The 14,990-nt window shown below is 34.9% G+C and carries 18 protein-coding genes and 1 pseudogene; 10 read left to right on the top strand and 9 right to left on the bottom strand.

Annotated elements, in window-relative coordinates; genetic code table 11:
- Positions 1 to 5: 5 nt before the first annotated feature.
- The 3 genes from LEP1GSC049_RS217315 (at position 6) to LEP1GSC049_RS0205700 (ending at position 1,322) form a co-directional block, all read left to right on the top strand.
- Positions 6 to 299 (top strand): type II toxin-antitoxin system Phd/YefM family antitoxin, encoded by a 294-nt coding sequence (locus LEP1GSC049_RS217315; protein ID WP_016560671.1) that lies wholly within the window; start codon positions 6 to 8, stop codon positions 297 to 299.
- Between the two features lie 11 nt (positions 300 to 310).
- Positions 311 to 763: a PIN domain-containing protein gene (locus tag LEP1GSC049_RS217320; RefSeq protein WP_004763410.1), complete on the top strand. Its 453-nt coding sequence runs from the start codon at positions 311 to 313 to the stop codon at positions 761 to 763.
- 118 nt (positions 764 to 881) lie between these two features.
- Positions 882 to 1,322 (top strand): SMI1/KNR4 family protein, encoded by a 441-nt coding sequence (locus LEP1GSC049_RS0205700; RefSeq protein ID WP_016747999.1) that lies wholly within the window; start codon positions 882 to 884, stop codon positions 1,320 to 1,322.
- Positions 1,323 to 1,442: 120 nt separating this feature from the next.
- Here LEP1GSC049_RS0205700 and LEP1GSC049_RS2000000228265 read toward each other — a convergent pair whose 3' ends face one another.
- The 5 genes from LEP1GSC049_RS2000000228265 to LEP1GSC049_RS217345 all read right to left on the bottom strand — a co-directional run bounded on the left by LEP1GSC049_RS2000000228265 (position 1,443) and on the right by LEP1GSC049_RS217345 (position 6,656).
- On the bottom strand, positions 1,443 to 1,931 hold the full coding sequence (locus tag LEP1GSC049_RS2000000228265) for a hypothetical protein (protein WP_004758520.1): 489 nt from the start codon (positions 1,929 to 1,931) through the stop codon (positions 1,443 to 1,445).
- Positions 1,932 to 2,209: 278 nt separating this feature from the next.
- Positions 2,210 to 4,051 (bottom strand): sensor histidine kinase, encoded by a 1,842-nt coding sequence (locus LEP1GSC049_RS217330; protein ID WP_004758587.1) that lies wholly within the window; start codon positions 4,049 to 4,051, stop codon positions 2,210 to 2,212.
- Positions 4,051 to 4,752, bottom strand: coding sequence for a response regulator (locus tag LEP1GSC049_RS217335; RefSeq protein ID WP_004760592.1), 702 nt, complete (start codon positions 4,750 to 4,752; stop codon positions 4,051 to 4,053). The genes LEP1GSC049_RS217330 and LEP1GSC049_RS217335 overlap by 1 nt, the downstream gene beginning before the upstream one ends.
- 450 nt (positions 4,753 to 5,202) lie before the next feature.
- Positions 5,203 to 5,625: an LIC12806 family lipoprotein gene (locus LEP1GSC049_RS217340; protein ID WP_004751151.1), complete on the bottom strand. Its 423-nt coding sequence runs from the start codon at positions 5,623 to 5,625 to the stop codon at positions 5,203 to 5,205.
- A 23-nt stretch (positions 5,626 to 5,648) separates the two neighbouring features.
- Positions 5,649 to 6,656: a hypothetical protein gene (locus LEP1GSC049_RS217345; RefSeq protein ID WP_004758497.1), complete on the bottom strand. Its 1,008-nt coding sequence runs from the start codon at positions 6,654 to 6,656 to the stop codon at positions 5,649 to 5,651.
- A 96-nt stretch (positions 6,657 to 6,752) separates the two neighbouring features.
- Here LEP1GSC049_RS217345 and LEP1GSC049_RS217350 point away from each other — a divergent pair, with 96 nt between their 5' ends.
- The 3 genes and pseudogenes from LEP1GSC049_RS217350 (at position 6,753) to LEP1GSC049_RS0205690 (ending at position 8,020) form a co-directional block, all read left to right on the top strand.
- Positions 6,753 to 6,953 carry a hypothetical protein gene (locus LEP1GSC049_RS217350; protein WP_001146757.1) on the top strand — a complete coding sequence of 67 codons (201 nt, stop codon included), beginning with the start codon at positions 6,753 to 6,755 and terminating at the stop codon, positions 6,951 to 6,953.
- A pseudogene (locus LEP1GSC049_RS2000000227445) lies at positions 6,950 to 7,480 on the top strand (RsmD family RNA methyltransferase); the annotation flags it as partial. The gene LEP1GSC049_RS217350 and the pseudogene LEP1GSC049_RS2000000227445, both read left to right, overlap by 4 nt.
- Entirely contained in the window at positions 7,460 to 8,020 is a 561-nt protein-coding gene (locus LEP1GSC049_RS0205690) for an RsmD family RNA methyltransferase (protein WP_004758496.1), read from the top strand. The pseudogene LEP1GSC049_RS2000000227445 and the gene LEP1GSC049_RS0205690, both read left to right, overlap by 21 nt.
- Positions 8,021 to 8,600: 580 nt before the next feature.
- On the opposite strand, the gene LEP1GSC049_RS217355 is transcribed toward LEP1GSC049_RS0205690, so the two are convergent.
- Together LEP1GSC049_RS217355 and msrB are read right to left on the bottom strand one after the other, a co-directional pair.
- Entirely contained in the window at positions 8,601 to 9,515 is a 915-nt protein-coding gene (locus LEP1GSC049_RS217355; RefSeq protein ID WP_004751004.1) for an esterase/lipase family protein, read from the bottom strand.
- Between the two features lie 108 nt (positions 9,516 to 9,623).
- Positions 9,624 to 10,019, bottom strand: coding sequence for a peptide-methionine (R)-S-oxide reductase MsrB (gene msrB, locus LEP1GSC049_RS217360; RefSeq protein WP_004751087.1), 396 nt, complete (start codon positions 10,017 to 10,019; stop codon positions 9,624 to 9,626).
- 1,065 nt (positions 10,020 to 11,084) lie between these two features.
- On the opposite strand from msrB, the gene LEP1GSC049_RS217365 reads away from it, so the two are divergent.
- Together LEP1GSC049_RS217365 and LEP1GSC049_RS217370 are read left to right on the top strand one after the other, a co-directional pair.
- Complete coding sequence (locus LEP1GSC049_RS217365) at positions 11,085 to 11,345, top strand: ribbon-helix-helix protein, CopG family (protein ID WP_016747997.1); 261 nt, start codon at positions 11,085 to 11,087, stop codon at positions 11,343 to 11,345.
- Complete coding sequence (locus LEP1GSC049_RS217370; RefSeq protein WP_016560668.1) at positions 11,323 to 11,742, top strand: type II toxin-antitoxin system VapC family toxin; 420 nt, start codon at positions 11,323 to 11,325, stop codon at positions 11,740 to 11,742. The genes LEP1GSC049_RS217365 and LEP1GSC049_RS217370 overlap by 23 nt, the downstream gene beginning before the upstream one ends.
- Here LEP1GSC049_RS217370 and LEP1GSC049_RS217375 read toward each other — a convergent pair.
- Positions 11,739 to 12,353: a TetR/AcrR family transcriptional regulator gene (locus LEP1GSC049_RS217375; RefSeq protein ID WP_004758545.1), complete on the bottom strand. Its 615-nt coding sequence runs from the start codon at positions 12,351 to 12,353 to the stop codon at positions 11,739 to 11,741. The genes LEP1GSC049_RS217370 and LEP1GSC049_RS217375 overlap by 4 nt on opposite strands.
- The gene (locus tag LEP1GSC049_RS2000000226040; RefSeq protein ID WP_004760589.1) at positions 12,334 to 12,534 is read right to left on the bottom strand and encodes a hypothetical protein; all 201 of its coding nucleotides are present in this window, start codon (positions 12,532 to 12,534) and stop codon (positions 12,334 to 12,336) included. Before LEP1GSC049_RS2000000226040 ends, LEP1GSC049_RS217375 begins: the two co-directional genes overlap by 20 nt.
- 77 nt (positions 12,535 to 12,611) lie before the next feature.
- On the opposite strand from LEP1GSC049_RS2000000226040, the gene LEP1GSC049_RS217380 reads away from it, so the two are divergent.
- Together LEP1GSC049_RS217380 and LEP1GSC049_RS217385 are read left to right on the top strand one after the other, a co-directional pair.
- Positions 12,612 to 13,472, top strand: coding sequence for an acyl-CoA thioesterase (locus LEP1GSC049_RS217380; RefSeq protein WP_004751070.1), 861 nt, complete (start codon positions 12,612 to 12,614; stop codon positions 13,470 to 13,472).
- A 36-nt stretch (positions 13,473 to 13,508) separates the two neighbouring features.
- On the top strand, positions 13,509 to 14,834 hold the full coding sequence (locus LEP1GSC049_RS217385; protein ID WP_004750943.1) for a thiolase family protein: 1,326 nt from the start codon (positions 13,509 to 13,511) through the stop codon (positions 14,832 to 14,834).
- Positions 14,835 to 14,990 lie beyond the last annotated feature (156 nt).

Below are 14,990 nucleotides of genomic sequence, written 5' to 3'. Positions count from 1 at the left end.
TCATTATGAAAGTGAAAACGGTAGGAACCAAAGTTCTCAAAGAGAACCTCAGTGACTATCTACGTCTTGTAAAAGAAGGAGAAACGATTCTCGTCATGGAACGCAACCGAGTTATAGCCGAGATCAAAAAACCTTCCATTAACTCCGACGGAACGATTGAAAACTTTCTACAAAGAGAGGAAAAAAAAGGACTTCTTTTAAGGGCTAAAAGAAAATCCATCTTGTTGCGTCCTCCTTCTCAAGTAAAAGAAAAATTCAAATTGGATTGGATGAAAACATACTATGAAGATAGGGACTGATTTCCTTCTTCATGTCGATCTATATCGATACCAGTTTTTTTCTTTCAATCGTATTCGAAGATACTAACTACAAACAATCCTACGAAACTTGGATGAAAGATGAATATAGATTTTCATCCAAACTCATAGAAGTCGAATCCTTCATCAATATTCACAAAGTCTATAGGGAGAATCGAAAGGTCTTGAATAAACGTTGGTTAGATGAAAGTCTAACACGACAAAGAGAACTTCTTACGGGGATCAACTTAAAAAGAATCGGCTCTGAAATTTACGATAAAATCCAAAAAACGGAAAAGCTGACTTTTTTAAAATCTCTGGATTCGATCCATTTAAGCACCGCTTTGTTAATAGCCGATTCCCTGAAAAAGAAACTTACGATCTGTGCATACGATAGAAATATTAGAAAAATTGCATCCGATTTTGATTTTTATCTTTGTTCGTTCGTAGAGGAAAAACGAAATTGATTCCGGATGAAGTCAAAGCATAGGTTTGATTTTTGGAATTATCTTTTTTGTTATATTTTTATAATATATAGAAAATAAATAAGTCCAAACAAGTTCGAAATTAATATCTAAATATTGTATGAATAATGCTATAACATTCGATCAATTGTCCCATCTTTTAACAAGTTTTGAAGTAAAGACATTTGGTAAGGGAGCGACGGACGAAACTATAAAATTTGCGGAAGAAAAACTAGAGATCATTATCAGAGGAGATTATCGGAATTTCTTACAGACGTTCGGTTGGGGTGGGGTACAGCATTTGGAGTTGTATGGTCTCGGTTCAGACGTGCCACCTTATTTGGACCTTATAAGTGTAACAGAAAGCGAGCGTGTTGAAATGAACCCCAAACTCCCAAAGTATCTTATTCCAGTCATGAATGATGGCAGCGGTAATCTATATTGTATCGATACGCGATTTGTAGAACCTTTCTTAGTCTTTTGGGATCACGAAATTGGAAAAGATCAGAACGGGATATATCATTTTTCCGAATGGTTGTATCATGTTGTAAAGAATCTTTGATAATACATTACAATTTTCAGGTATATTTTCTTGAGACAGGAAAACGAACTTCTATTGAAAACAAAAAATATCACCTAACTCACGTTCATTGGAGGAACGTTTTTAGAATTTCGTAATAAATTATTTCTTTGCAGGTGGATCTTCAAAAGTTCCGTCTGGATGAATTCTTCCCAAAACTCGATTGGATTGGCTTTCAATGGATAATCTGAAAACGATCGGTCCAATTTTCGGAATCTTTTGAAATTCCTCTGAGTTTGCAATTTGTTTCAGGATTTGAGTTACTAATTCACATGCATTCTTAAATTGTATTTCAAATGATTCTTCTTCCTCATCATTCGATAATTTTGAGTTCAAAATTTCGCTAAGATCGAACCCTCCCGTTTCTTCAAAAGCAATTCCTTCCGGACCATTTCCATAACCCATAAACTCGTAGGAAGGTGGATTCACTACGGGTCCGGGAGCTCCAAAAATAATTCCGGATACGGGTAACGCCGGGTTTTCTCCCGTATATTCAGGATCGGAAAAGTATCTAAAACTTTTTAGGATGTCTTTTTGGGTTTGTTCTAAAAGCTTCTTTGAAAAGATATTTTTCTGTTCTGAATGATCCATTGTAATTCTCGGATTTTAATTTTGAATACTAATGCTGTTTCATTGAACGGATTAAAACAAGTCTTTTTTGTGGCAAGAAACCAGACATGAATTCATTCTAAGTGATAAAAAAGAATTTTCTTTAGAATCCAAGTAAATTAAGTAAATTATTGTATAAAATTTTGTTTGCGTCCACAATAGAATTAAAATTTTTTATAAGGTTTTTCTAAAATTCAGAATGTAGGAACCATTATTTTGAAAGAACTCGTTTCCGAACTTAGAATGTGAAAACTATTGCATTAGTGAATTGGAATATTCAATTCAAATAAATTTTCAGAGTCCATAGAATGGAAGTTGTAGTTCGCTCCTAACTTTTTACATCTCATTTGAATGTTGTTCATTCCGATTCCCGAAGGTTCTTCTAAATTGATTTCGAATTTTTTTCCGTCGTCGAACACTTTTAAAACCAGATTTTTATCTTCTTTGTACCAAAAAATTCTAATATTTTGTGCTTCGGAATGTCTAAGTATATTGGACATAACCTCCAGAAAAATTTTTTGAACGTGAAGGCATTGATCCAGATGAATCAAATTTGAAACTTCTTTTATCTGTGTTGTGACGTTTATAATTCCGGTGCCACTGATTCTTTCTGCGTATCTGCACATAACGTCTTCCACGAGTTCTTTATTGTTTCCACGGTGATGCATTAAAAAAACGATGTCTCTTACGTTAGAGATAAGATGATTTACTTCCGTTTTGAGTTTTTTCAATGTAGGATCGTTTTTGTCTTTGGATTCCAATTCGAAAAGAATCGCAGTCAACTCAGAACCGATGGAATCGTGAATATCGGAGGCGATTCTCTCTCTTTCTTGAGCTTGTAGTTTTAATTGTTCGTTGTATTTGATTTGTAGTCGTACAAATTCTTTTGTTTTTTCTAAATCTTTCGTAAATCTAGAAGATATAATATAAGAATTTAATGCGACAAAGGCCACAATTCCCAGAGGGAAACTATAAGGATATAAGGTGTAAATTTCGTATAAACCGTAGATTCCGTCGTTCATCATCGTAAATGCAAACACAAAACCCGTAAGAAGTTCCTTGGTTTTAAATGTGCCGGTTGCCGTTGCTAAAATTAAAACCAAAGCATAAAATGGAGGGAAATACATAAACCAAGAATAAAAAGAGATTATATTATGTTCGTTGAATGTAAAAATTCCTAAAAGGAAAACGGTGCTGGTTCCGATAGAAATTTGGATCCATTTCCGATTAAACTGAACCGGAAACATTTTTTGTAACATCCAAAAAGAAGTGGGAAAAAACGCAACTTCGCAAAAAAATTTGATTCGTGCCCTCATATCTAAGGAAAGACCGGAGAGAGCCGTAAATTGAAATTCCGAAGTAATAAACGAATATCCGGAAACTAAAAAACAAAAAACTGAAAAGTAGAGAGGAATTGAATCTTGTCTATAAGAAAAAAAGAATATAATATGATAAATTCCGAAAGAAAAAATAACAACGATAAGAACAATTTCTCTCCATTCTTCTTTTTTTTGATCGAAGTCTATTGTATCGCCGCTGCCAATCAAAAAAGGTTTTCTAATTCCTCCTTTAAGATAATTACCTTTGAAAGTAGAAACGTTTACCGTGATGTAAAAATCTCCAGAGGATACGGGAACATTTGTAATTAAAGGATGAGTTAAAAACAAGGTTTCTACAGAATTTGTTCCCGCAAAACCGTTTGAATATACTCTTTGATCGTCTAGATAGACTTCGTAGACACCCGGAAGCCTAGGAACTCTGATTTTTAAATTTTTATTTGTACATTCGCATAACACGCGCAGGCGATAAGTCGCATAACCTTCCGGAGTGAAGTTCGGATCATAGTTTTTCCAAATTCCTGGAACCGGAAAGTAAGAAGTAGTTTTGTTGGTCGTAAAGTTTCCGTGGGATAGTTCTTTCCAATAGAATTCCCAATTACCATTCAGTTGGATGATATTTTTTTCCAGATTAAATTTTCGAAGATCAATTACACCTTGTTCCGCGATTGGGGCTTGTTGAAAAAACGAAGGAAAAGAACAATCGGTAAAAAATGAAAATAATATAAGGAAATTAAAATATACAAATGTTTTTATGCAAAACATTAAGGATATCCGGGAATGTCTTGAATGATCCCCATCCTTCTTCCGCGTATGATTGCCTCTGATTTGGAGTGAACTTCCATTTTTTTATAAATCTTTTCGATATGTCTGCTGACGGTATGGCTGGATATATCTAATTCGTCAGCGATGTCGGAAACGGTCATTCCAAGCGCGATAAAATTGAGAATTTGAAGTTTTCTTTTTGTAAGCCCTAAAGTATTTTGAACCGGTTGATTTTTAGATTCTTCTTTTTTGGTGAATTCTCGAATGATCTTATCCGCAATTCTAGGAGTAAGAGGAGCTCCTCCTAATACGATTACTTTGAGTTCCGCCAAAAACAGTTCCGGAGAAGTATCCTTTAAAAGATAACCGGATGCTCCTGCTTGGATTGCTTCTACAATTTTTTCTTCGTCTTCAAAAACCGTAAATATCACATATTTAGTGTTAGGTGTTTTTTCTTTGAGTTCTTTCAAACATTCTAATCCGTTCTTTTCTGGAAGTCCTATATCCAAAATTACTATATCCGGTGTATTGAAAGGGATTTGTTCGATTGCTTTGTGGGAATTTGAATAGTGTTCTAAAAATTTAAATTCGTTAGATTTAGAAAGAAGTTCTTGAAGATTGAGCGCGGCGTGAGAGTTATCCTCTACGATGGAAACCAAATAATTAGGTTTGGTTGTTGTGGAAATTTTTTGTGGTGCCATCGTTTTGATTATACGAATTTGTTTCGATCGGTAAATAATTTTTCTATAGAATGAACGAGAATCGAAAATTTTAAATCTGTTTTCTGTTTACTTGTCGAATTTTTATTTAAGAGGCCGTCCTAGTATTAGAAAACTTCTCAAAAAGAATTTTTAATATTATAAAATAATCTTTTAACCATAAAAAATATTTTATTATAACTTTTCATTTTTTAGAGATTCTATTTTAGAATTTTATAAGGTAAAATTTATGGCCCCTAAGAAATGTAAATTTTTATTTATTATAAAAATCTTATAAAATTTAAAGTTACTTAAGCGTTGATGAATATCAAGAATTGTTTATATCTATACAAATTCTTAAAACGGATTTACGTTAAAAGTGATTCTTTATATTACTTGTATAATGATTTTGTGGAACTATAATATTTAAGTATTATAAAAATTATAATTTATCTAAGGAGTATCGTTCGATTTAAAAAATTCGTTCCATTCTTCTTTTGCTTTTTCCCATTTTTTTACACGATCTCGTTTGTCTTTGATCTTCAGATAAAGTCTGGGTTCTTTTCCGGGAAAAGTAATTCTTACTCTATGTTCGTGAAGTACTTCTACGGAAACGTTTTGCTGGTTTTCGATTTCGATGTTATATAAAACTATACTTTTCATGCGCATCGGAAAAATTCCTTGGCCTAGATTTCCGATTCCATTTCTGAAATCCAATTCTATACATTCTATTGGTTTGTGCCAAACGTCGCAGAACTTACCTTCGGGAGGAGGAACCGGTTTTAGTCCGCAGTGAAAAAGTAAAAATGCAAAAACGATTCGGAAAATTTTTTTTAAGATTTTTTGGAGAGAAAATAATTTCACTTCGTTTAACATTCGATCAAAATTTTGAGGAATCTTTACTGATTTGTGGCAGTCGATTCCAAGTTGAGTTTTGTTTTGAGAGTAGGCTTTTCCTCTATAATTTCTTTTACCAGTTTTAGGATCTCTTCTCTTCTATCTTCTGATTTTGGATACAACTCCTCTAAGATCGAGATCGATTTAGAATGTAGATTTTGAAGTCTGAAAATTTTCGCCTCTAAAATCCAGGATCCGGTTGTGATAAAATCTTCGTTTTCGTTTCTGACCTTACGGATCAAATTGAGTGAAGAAACATATTGGCCCGCACGGAATTCGGAAAGTCCGGTCAAAAAGTTTGCCTCTCTTTCTGTGAGAAGAATCGATTGGCTAGACTCTGTACTTGCCAAATTTCGTTTTAAAAAATCTGTGTCTCCCGAAAGAGATGCTCCTAAAATAGAAATCCAGATATAAGCCGTTTTGAATTCGGAGCTGATTTTATCGTATGGAATAGAATTCAAAAGTTGTGTGAGAGATTTTCTGGAAAGATGTTGTTTAACCGTTTCTCCAAAAGCAATCATCACTTCGTTGTCTGGATTTTCGTTCATAGAGGGATCGATTGCTTTTGCGCGAAGTGCGTTGCGGTACATCTCTTCTAAAATGGGGAGATACGATCCGTCTTCTTTGAGGAAGTCGTTAAACCCGGAGTAGGCGAGTTTGATTAGAGTTCCAGAATCGAATGAAAATCCGTTGAGTAAAAACGAATTATAATTTCCTAATGCGATATAAAAATATCCTAATTCGTCAGAAGGATTGGCGTGAACGTAGTCTTTGGCGGCGTTTTGAAAATTTTTTACAGAACCTTCTTCCAGAACTCCGGAACGAATTTGTTGTTGAATGTTTTTTCTCTCTTTTTCGAGAAGAATTTTTCTATCACCCGCAAATAGATTTTTAATGCCTTGACGAAAAAAAAATCCAGTCCCACTTAAAATCAGCAAAAGAGCGATAAAAATATAAGGTTTATAACTGGTTTTCTTTTTGTAACTTTTCAGACCGGATTGATACAACATACTTTCGTCGATTTTTTACAGGCCCATTCTGGGTTCACGTATTTTTTAATTCCCTAAAACTTGACATAGAGGACTCCCCTGATTCCGTGGATTTCTATGCCTTACAATTACGATTTTGACGAAGATTTTGAAGTTGAGACTGATTACGATGAAGATGTTACCGGCGAAGAGGTGTTAACGTTTGCCTGTGAAGATTGTGATCATCGTTGGGAAGAGGACGCTTATGAAGCGGAAGACTATGGACCTGAAGGGCCGATTTGTCCTATGTGTGGCTCCTCTGCAGTGATCGAACTTTGAAAAATACCCGGCCGGTTTGGCGATTTGTAAAAAACCGGCTTTGCGGGTTCGTATTTGTACCCTTACTATTTTTTTCTCAAAGGGTTTTTTCTACCGACTTCAGCGACGTATATGATTTTTACAAAAAAGGAAATTATGATACTTTAGTAAAGGTTTCTAGGGTTGCGTTGCGTAGGGAAGAAGTAGATTATAAAATTCTACTTTTATATACCGCTTCCGAAAAAGATCCAGAAGAAATTGATAAAACTCTGAGAAGTATTTATGAGAAGAAGGAATCACATCCCGGAATTTTTTACAATTCTGTGTTTTTATTTTTGGAACGTTGTCTGGTATTGGGAGACGAATCATCCGGAATCTATTGGGGAAAAATTTTTACCGAAAAAGGTTCGTCTTCTATACGTTATGCGGAGGGGTTATATACTTACGCGTGTATTTTATACGAAGCTGGAAATTTTTCCGAAGCAAAACAAATTCTTGTTAAACTTAAAGAATTTGGAACCACAAACTTGAAGATACTCAAAGTACAAACTGGAAAGTTTAAAGGCAAATCGATCGAAACTCCTCCCGCGATTGCGGGAAACACTAACTTTACCCCTGCAATATTAAAAAAATCTGTTTTTGATATGATCGGTTCTCTGGTTTTAAAGGGTAGATTGATACAGGAAGAATCCGCGTTTGTAGATTTTTTTGCGGGTTCGGGACAGATGGGTCTGGAGGCGGTGAGTCGAGGATTTGCAAGAATTGTTTTGTACGAATTGGCTTGGGAAAGGTCAGATTACCTTAGAAAACTTTTCTCTAAATTTGGAGATAACTGTCAAGTTTACAGAAAGGATGTATTCCGTTTTTATGATAAACTCGATATTCCCGAAATTTCTAGAATCTTTTTTTTAGATCCTCCTTATTCTTTTTGGGATAAGAAAGGCGAAAAAATTCGGACCATTTCTGATTTTTTGTTAGGTGAAGAAACTACTGTAGCCGTTTTTATTCAATCCCCTATAAATCCAGATTGGTCCGGTTTTGAAACTAGAAAATTTGGAAAAAATTTTTTAACTTTTAGAATTCAATAACATGAATTCGGCGTAAGAAAACGGAAAAAAATTTTTTAAAAGTAATAGCTCCCACATTTTCAGGATTGAACTGTAAAATCGTAATTTGTAATAGCCCCTACATTTAAAGAATTGATCTGTAAAATTGTAATTTGTAATAGTTCCCACATTTTTAGGATTGAACTGTCAAATCGTAATTTGTAATAGTTCCCACATTTAAAGAATTGATCTGTAAAATTGTAATTTGTAATAGTTCCCACATTTTTAGGATTGAACTGTCAAATCGTAATTTGTAATAGTTCCCACATTTAAAGAATTGATCTGTCAAATCGTAATTTGTAATAGTTCCCACATTTAAAGAATTGATCTGTAAAATCGTAATTTGTAATAGTCTCTACATTTAAAGAATCGATCTGTAAAGTTCAAATTCCAATTTTTTTCAGAAAAATGAATCTGTTTTCGTTGTATTGAAACGGTCAACTGAAGCAGTTTTGTGAATCCATACTATGGAATTTTTCAAAAACTCTTTTGAAAATGGGCAATTATACTCAATATTATAAAAGAGTATGTTCGGATTTTTTTATATTCTAAAATAAGAATGTTATTTTCCCTTTTTTTTCTTTGCGGGGGTCGACTTTTTCTTAAGGATTTGTTTTGATTTTGCTTTCTTTTTTGAATCAGTTGTTTTAAAGTTTGTTTTTTTGGCGACAACGGTAAGAGGTTTGGAATCAGTAATAGATGATTCGATCGTTTTCTGGTCTACTTTAGAAGATTCTACTTTTCTAATGATCGGTTTAGGGTCTTTGTTTTCTTCCGCTGTGATCAAATCGAAAAGACATTCTATACCTAAGGGACCCATAAAAAGATTGAAATGTCCCGCTTCTGGAAATTCCACGTCGTCAAAATGACCTAAGCGAGAATTTTCGGAAGGGAGAATAAACTGATCTTTTCTCGTAAAAACGGATTGAACGTTAGGCAACTTTTCAAATACTTCGCCGATCTCCTGGATAAACTTAGAATCAGGCATAGACTGCCAGCTAGAAATAAATATAGGAGTAAAATAAGCCAGATAGGTTCCTTTTACAGGAGTTCCTGTGATAAAAAGTTTTTTAACTCTATCTCTTCCTTTGTAAGTAAGGCCCGCTGCGATCAAACCTCCGGTCGAGTGACCGACGATATAACAATTCTGGATATTCTTTTCGATTAGAAACGTTTCTAAAAGTTTACTTTTTTTTCGGATATTACCTACTTGAAATCCGAGAGGAACCGTATATACAGGATGTCCATTTGCGGAAAGGTGTTTATACATCGATTTCCAAGAAAGGGTTCTACCTAAAAATCCGGGGACCAAAACGACAGGACGTTTATCACCTTCCGGAGAATCTTCTAATTGAATGAAAATTCCAATGATTGAATGCCAAAAATAAAGAACCGTATACCATTTCTCTGCTAAAAATTGAAGAATTGGATTACGAACGGAACGATTGTCGGAAACATAGGCGAGGTGATCATTCATGAAGTTGCTCATCCGGATTTAGGTATGATTTTCCGTATCACCACAACTTGAAAATCAAAAAAAGAAAGTAGGAACTTTTCCGAGAAATCTAAAGAAGTTATATTGATTTTATTCTTTTTGAAACTTTAAAGAAGCGGAATTGATACAATAACGCAATCCAGTAGGTCTTGGTCCATCATTGAAAACGTGACCTAGATGTCCTCCACACTTAGAACAAAGAATTTCCGTTCTTTCCATTCCATAGCTGCTATCCTTTTGTTTGTCGACTACTCCTTCTTTAACGGGCTGATAAAAAGAAGGCCAACCGGAACCGGATTCATACTTAGTATCGGAAGAAAATAAAACGGCGCCGCAGGCCGCACAAACATACTTGCCTTTGTCTTGATTTTTATACAGGGCTCCGGTAAAAGCCATCTCGGTTCCCTTTTGTCTTAAAATTTTATACTGTTCCGGAGTGAGTTCGTTTTTCCAATCCTCATCAGATTTGTTGATTTCGTAATTCATCATTCCTCCTTTAGAGTTCGTCTGATTTGAATCTCCATTTGCCTTTAAACAGCCAATAAATCCAAAACATAGTACAATAATCGAGAGTAAAATTTTGTTTTTCATAATGAAAAATTCGTTTTTATTTTGAATCGGTTACTTGAAAAACGAATTATCAGTATAGATAAGGATTTTTCTTTTTATAAAACTTTAAAAGGAAAGTTTTTACATGTTCTAAAATTATAAAAAAGCCCTTTTTCTTGAATTCCTTAGAAAGGAAAAATAAAGGCAATTTCTTAAACTTCCATTTGAAAATACTTTTCCTAAACAATATAATAAAAACAGTAGGTATTTAAATATGTTTTTAGGTAATAACAAAGTATAAATGTGTTAAGTAGATATTCGTTCAGCAAATATTTTACGAGATCAAATATGATTCAATTTTTAGTTTTATCTCTATTATCTCAAATACTAATTTTGATAGTCACATTTGTTATTACTTCGAAACTTGAAGCAATTTGATTTAGTTTTTTACTTTTGCCGTTTTACTTTCCATCCATAATACTTCTAATATTTGTAAAATTGAATGTGTTTGATAAATGGTACACCAAATTATCATTTCTGTATCCAATATTGATGATAGATTGTTTATTTATGGGTAATTTTATCTATGATATTTATCACCCGTCAAACGATGGTAGCAGTCAAATGTTAGTGTTGGTATCTTCAATTCTTAATGTGCCAATCCCTTTTTTATACCTGATCAATAAATATTTACTGAAATAATTGATTCAAATATTTTGGAAAAATTTTAAAACTTAGAGATTATTCCGGAACCTTCGATCTATTTAAAGAATATATTAGAGTTGTTGAAAAATTCCATAGTGGCGATTAACAAAACTGCTTCAATTGCCGATTTGCATAAAATAGAAACAGATGGAGAATTAATTTTTCAACAACTCTATTATTGATTTAATCATACCTAGTTCCAATGAACAATAAGATGTAAAAAATATTTACGTATCTATCAGAATTTATCGAAATAAATTCCTTGATTGTAATACTAATTTGTGATACATTTAAATTATGATTAGTCTGAGGTTGCCGCCTGAATTGGAAAGGAAGTTAGATACGTTTGCTAGGTCTGAAGGTAAAAGTCGTTCAGAAATTGTTAAGGAATCTATAATAGAATATATTAAAAATCATGAAAATATCAAAACACCTTTTGAATTAGGTGAAGATTTATTTGGGAAACATTCCACGGACATTTCTGATCTATCGCAAAATCGTAAAAAATATCTACGTCAGTCAATCCAAGGAAAACATGCAAAACGTAGCCTTAATTGATTCTGGTCCGATTGTTGCTTTATTTAATTCTAAAGATAAATTTCACCGATCCATTTACAACTTTATCAAATCTTATAAGGGTTCTTTATTTTCAACTTGGGCCGTTGTAACCGAAGTTATTTATTTACTTTCGTTTTCGATAGAGGTTCAATCTGATTTTTTGGAATGGATAGAAAGGGGAGGAATTCAGATTTTAGATCTTAGTTTAAAAGACATTGGTTATATAGAAAATCGAATGAAAAAATATTCAAATTTACCAATGGATTTAGCGGATGCTTCATTGATGTGTATCGCTGAAAGAGAAAAAATAGAACAAATTATCAGTATAGATAAAGATTTTTCTATTTATAAAACTTTAAAAGGAAAGTTTTTACGAAATTTATTTAAAGTATATTAAAGAATTCTATATTCTTCCACGATTTCACGAAGAGAATCGTCCATCTCTCGAATAAAACGAAGTTCCTGAGTCATTCTCCACATCGTAATGGAACCGTGATAGGCCATTAAAATTCTTCTGGCCACATATTGAATGTCCATGTTTCTTTTAAGTTGTCCCGATCCGATTACCTTTTGTAGATAATCACTGATCATACGAATCCATTTGTTTACAATGTCTTTTAAAAATTCAGTATATTCAGGATCGGAATCCATAACCTGACTTGCAAAACCAGCAAAAGGACAACCTACAAATTCTCCGTGACGGATTTGTTTTTCTTTGAGAATCACCCAGGCTCTCAAAAATTCTCCTAGGTCTGGATAACGATCCATCAAACCTTGAAGATCGCTGAGAGTTTTTTCTTCCTGACGCGCGAGATACGCAAGTCCCAATTCTTTTTTAGAAGGATAGTGGTCGTAGAGACTTGCAGCAACGGAATTGGATTCCTGAATGATTTGCCTCATACCCGTATTGGAAAAACCTTGTTTGTAAAAAAGAGAGGTAGCGGTATCTAAAATTCTTTCCCGAACTCCCGTTCCGGATTCTTTCTTTTTACGCGATTGAGTTTTCATAGTGGAACGTAACTGATTTCTTAAGGTTCATTTTTCCATCGGAAAAATCTTCTGTCAATGACTTTGAATGATTGGTGTAAAAAAACAGAACGAACGTTCTGTTTTTTTTGTTTGATCTAAATTTGGCTTCGTCTAAACTAGGGTCAGAATCTCCCCAAAGGCAAATGTGAGGGAATGCCATTTCGCTCCATTTCGCTATTTCGCTCCCTACGGGTCGCAAAATAGGGTCAGAATCTCCTAAAGAATACGGAGGCCGATATGATCGCGGATGAAATCCAACTCGTGACCCGGATTTCCGATTTGGATACTCAGAGACACGTTACCAGTAGGACTTATGAGAATTTTTGTCTGGAAGGAAGATTTCGAACTCTCGAAAAGAACGGTTTTTCGATCCGGGAGATTCTATCTCAAGGGATCAAAATTCATCCTTTGGAGTCTCAGATTCGATTTCTGGCTCAGCAGATGGAAGGGGCCTGTTTAAAAACGGAAACGAAAGCTTTTCCTCTGAAAGATGGTAAGATTTTTTGGGATCAGAAAGTTTTATCGGATACTGGAACGATTGCGGCGGAGATTAAAACTCTTACCTTTTCGGAAAAAGACGGAAGTCCAATGGATCTTCTTCCTTTAGAGAAAACGGAGATGAGCGGTTTTGATCAATTTCCACAGATTCCTGATTTTAGAGGAACTTGTAAAACAGTGGATACTTCCATGATCACTCTCTACAGCGAGAGAAATATATTTGGAGAATATAATCCGGCTTATCTTTGGAGAATCGTGGAAGATTCTAGATGGTTTTTTTCCTCAGAAACCGGTTTGACCCTGGACCGTTTTGTAGAAATGGATACAACTCTATTTTTTATGGGCGGTGTATTTCAATTTTTTCATCCGGTTCCTGCGGGAAGAAAGATCAAAGTAAGTACTTGGATTCATTCCTTTGAAAAGATTCGAAGTTATATGAGGCACGAGGTTACTGACATTGAAACCGGTTTAAGATACTTTGCAGTTCAGGACGAACAGTTGGTGGTTTCTCTTACAAAGTCTCGACCCAAAAAAGCTCCTGATGAGTTTCAAAAATTAGTAGGAGAGTATGTAGAAAATTTTGAATATTCTAAAAAATGAATTTATGTTTAAGAATTTGAAGTTTGGAGAAAAAAAATGAAATTAACAAAACCTTTGGCAATTTGTACACCAAGAAGAACTCCTTTTGCTCAGATCGCGAAAGCTCTCGGACCTTATCCCGGACATCATCTGGGAAAAATAGTCGCAGAAGATATTCTTGCTAAAAGCAAACTAAAACCGTCTCAAATCGACGGAGTTGTAGTCGGAGAAGGATTTAGCAACGCTCCTAATTCCGCGAGAGTGATCGCAAATCTGGTCGGAATGAGGGATGAAATCGCTTGTATCACTGTTGCGAACAATTGTGTTTCCGGTATGGAAGCGGTTGCGGAAGCGGCTCGTAGAATCGTGTTAGGTGAAGGAGAAGTTTTCCTCGCGATCGGAGAGGAATCTCAAACTTCCATGCCTTTTGTTGTTAAAAACGCCCGTTTGAACAAAAAGGCTGGATCTCTGGATAAATTGAAAAAACTTCTTCCGGACAATCTTCCCGAGGGAGTTGAGCTTAGAGATACTTTGGAAGATGGTCTTGGAGACGGAGAAACTTCTTACGGTATGCAGGTGACTGCGGAAATCGTTGCTCAGAATTATGGTCTTTCCCGTGAGATCCAAGATAAACTTGCGTTTGAGTCTTTCAAAAGAGCATTAGAAGCTTCTAAAGCAGGTAAATACTCTCCGTACATCATTCCTATGAAAGACGATGAAGGAAACGAACTTACGATCGACGAAGCGGTTGGTCTACGTGAAGGTTTGGTAGAAAACCCGACTCGTATGGGAAGAGCGATGCTTATGTTCGATAATCCTGGTATGAAGTTTGAAGAATTTAAAACTAAGTATTCCAAAGATCTTAAAAAATCTCATGGTCCTACGGTTTCCATTTTCAACGCAAGTCCTCGTTCCGATGGAGCCGCGGGTGTGATCGTTACCACCGTTGAAAAAGCAAAAGAACTTGGTCTTACGATTGAAGCGGTGGTTTCCGGATGGTATATGAAAGGAGTTCATCCGAACAACATGGGTATCGGACAGGCTGTTGCCACCAAAGCTTTGTTAGATGAAACTGGAATTAAGATCCAAGACGTTGACTACGTTGAAATTCATGAGGCTTTTGCCGCAACCGCGGTTGGTGCTCTTGAACAAATCAAAATGGATACTGGTTGGGATTGGGAAAAATCTTTTGATGCTAAGAAGATCAATCCGAACGGCGGTTCTATCGCGATCGGTCATCCGTTTGGTGCAACCGGTATTCGTTTGATTGCAAACGCGATTATGGATTTAAAAGAAGATTCTTCCGCTAATAAAGTGCTGATTACCGCTTGTGCTCACGGTGGAATTGCTGGTTCCATGCTGATTGAAAGATATAAAGGTTAATTCATTTTTTAGAATATTCTAATGAATGAATTTCTCTTCGTCGTTATTTTTTTTACTAAGTGTTTTAAAACAATAGCGGCGAAGAGATATTTCAATCAAGATTCAAAACGTTAATTTTGGCACTGCTGCAAACTTTGAGATCTTATAGTGAAACTT

Source organism: Leptospira kirschneri serovar Cynopteri str. 3522 CT (genome assembly GCF_000243695.2).
Classification (GTDB): Bacteria; Spirochaetota; Leptospiria; order Leptospirales; family Leptospiraceae; genus Leptospira; species Leptospira kirschneri.
The sequence above is the reverse complement of the archived record's forward strand: the minus strand, read 5'-3'. Positions and strand labels throughout refer to the sequence as shown.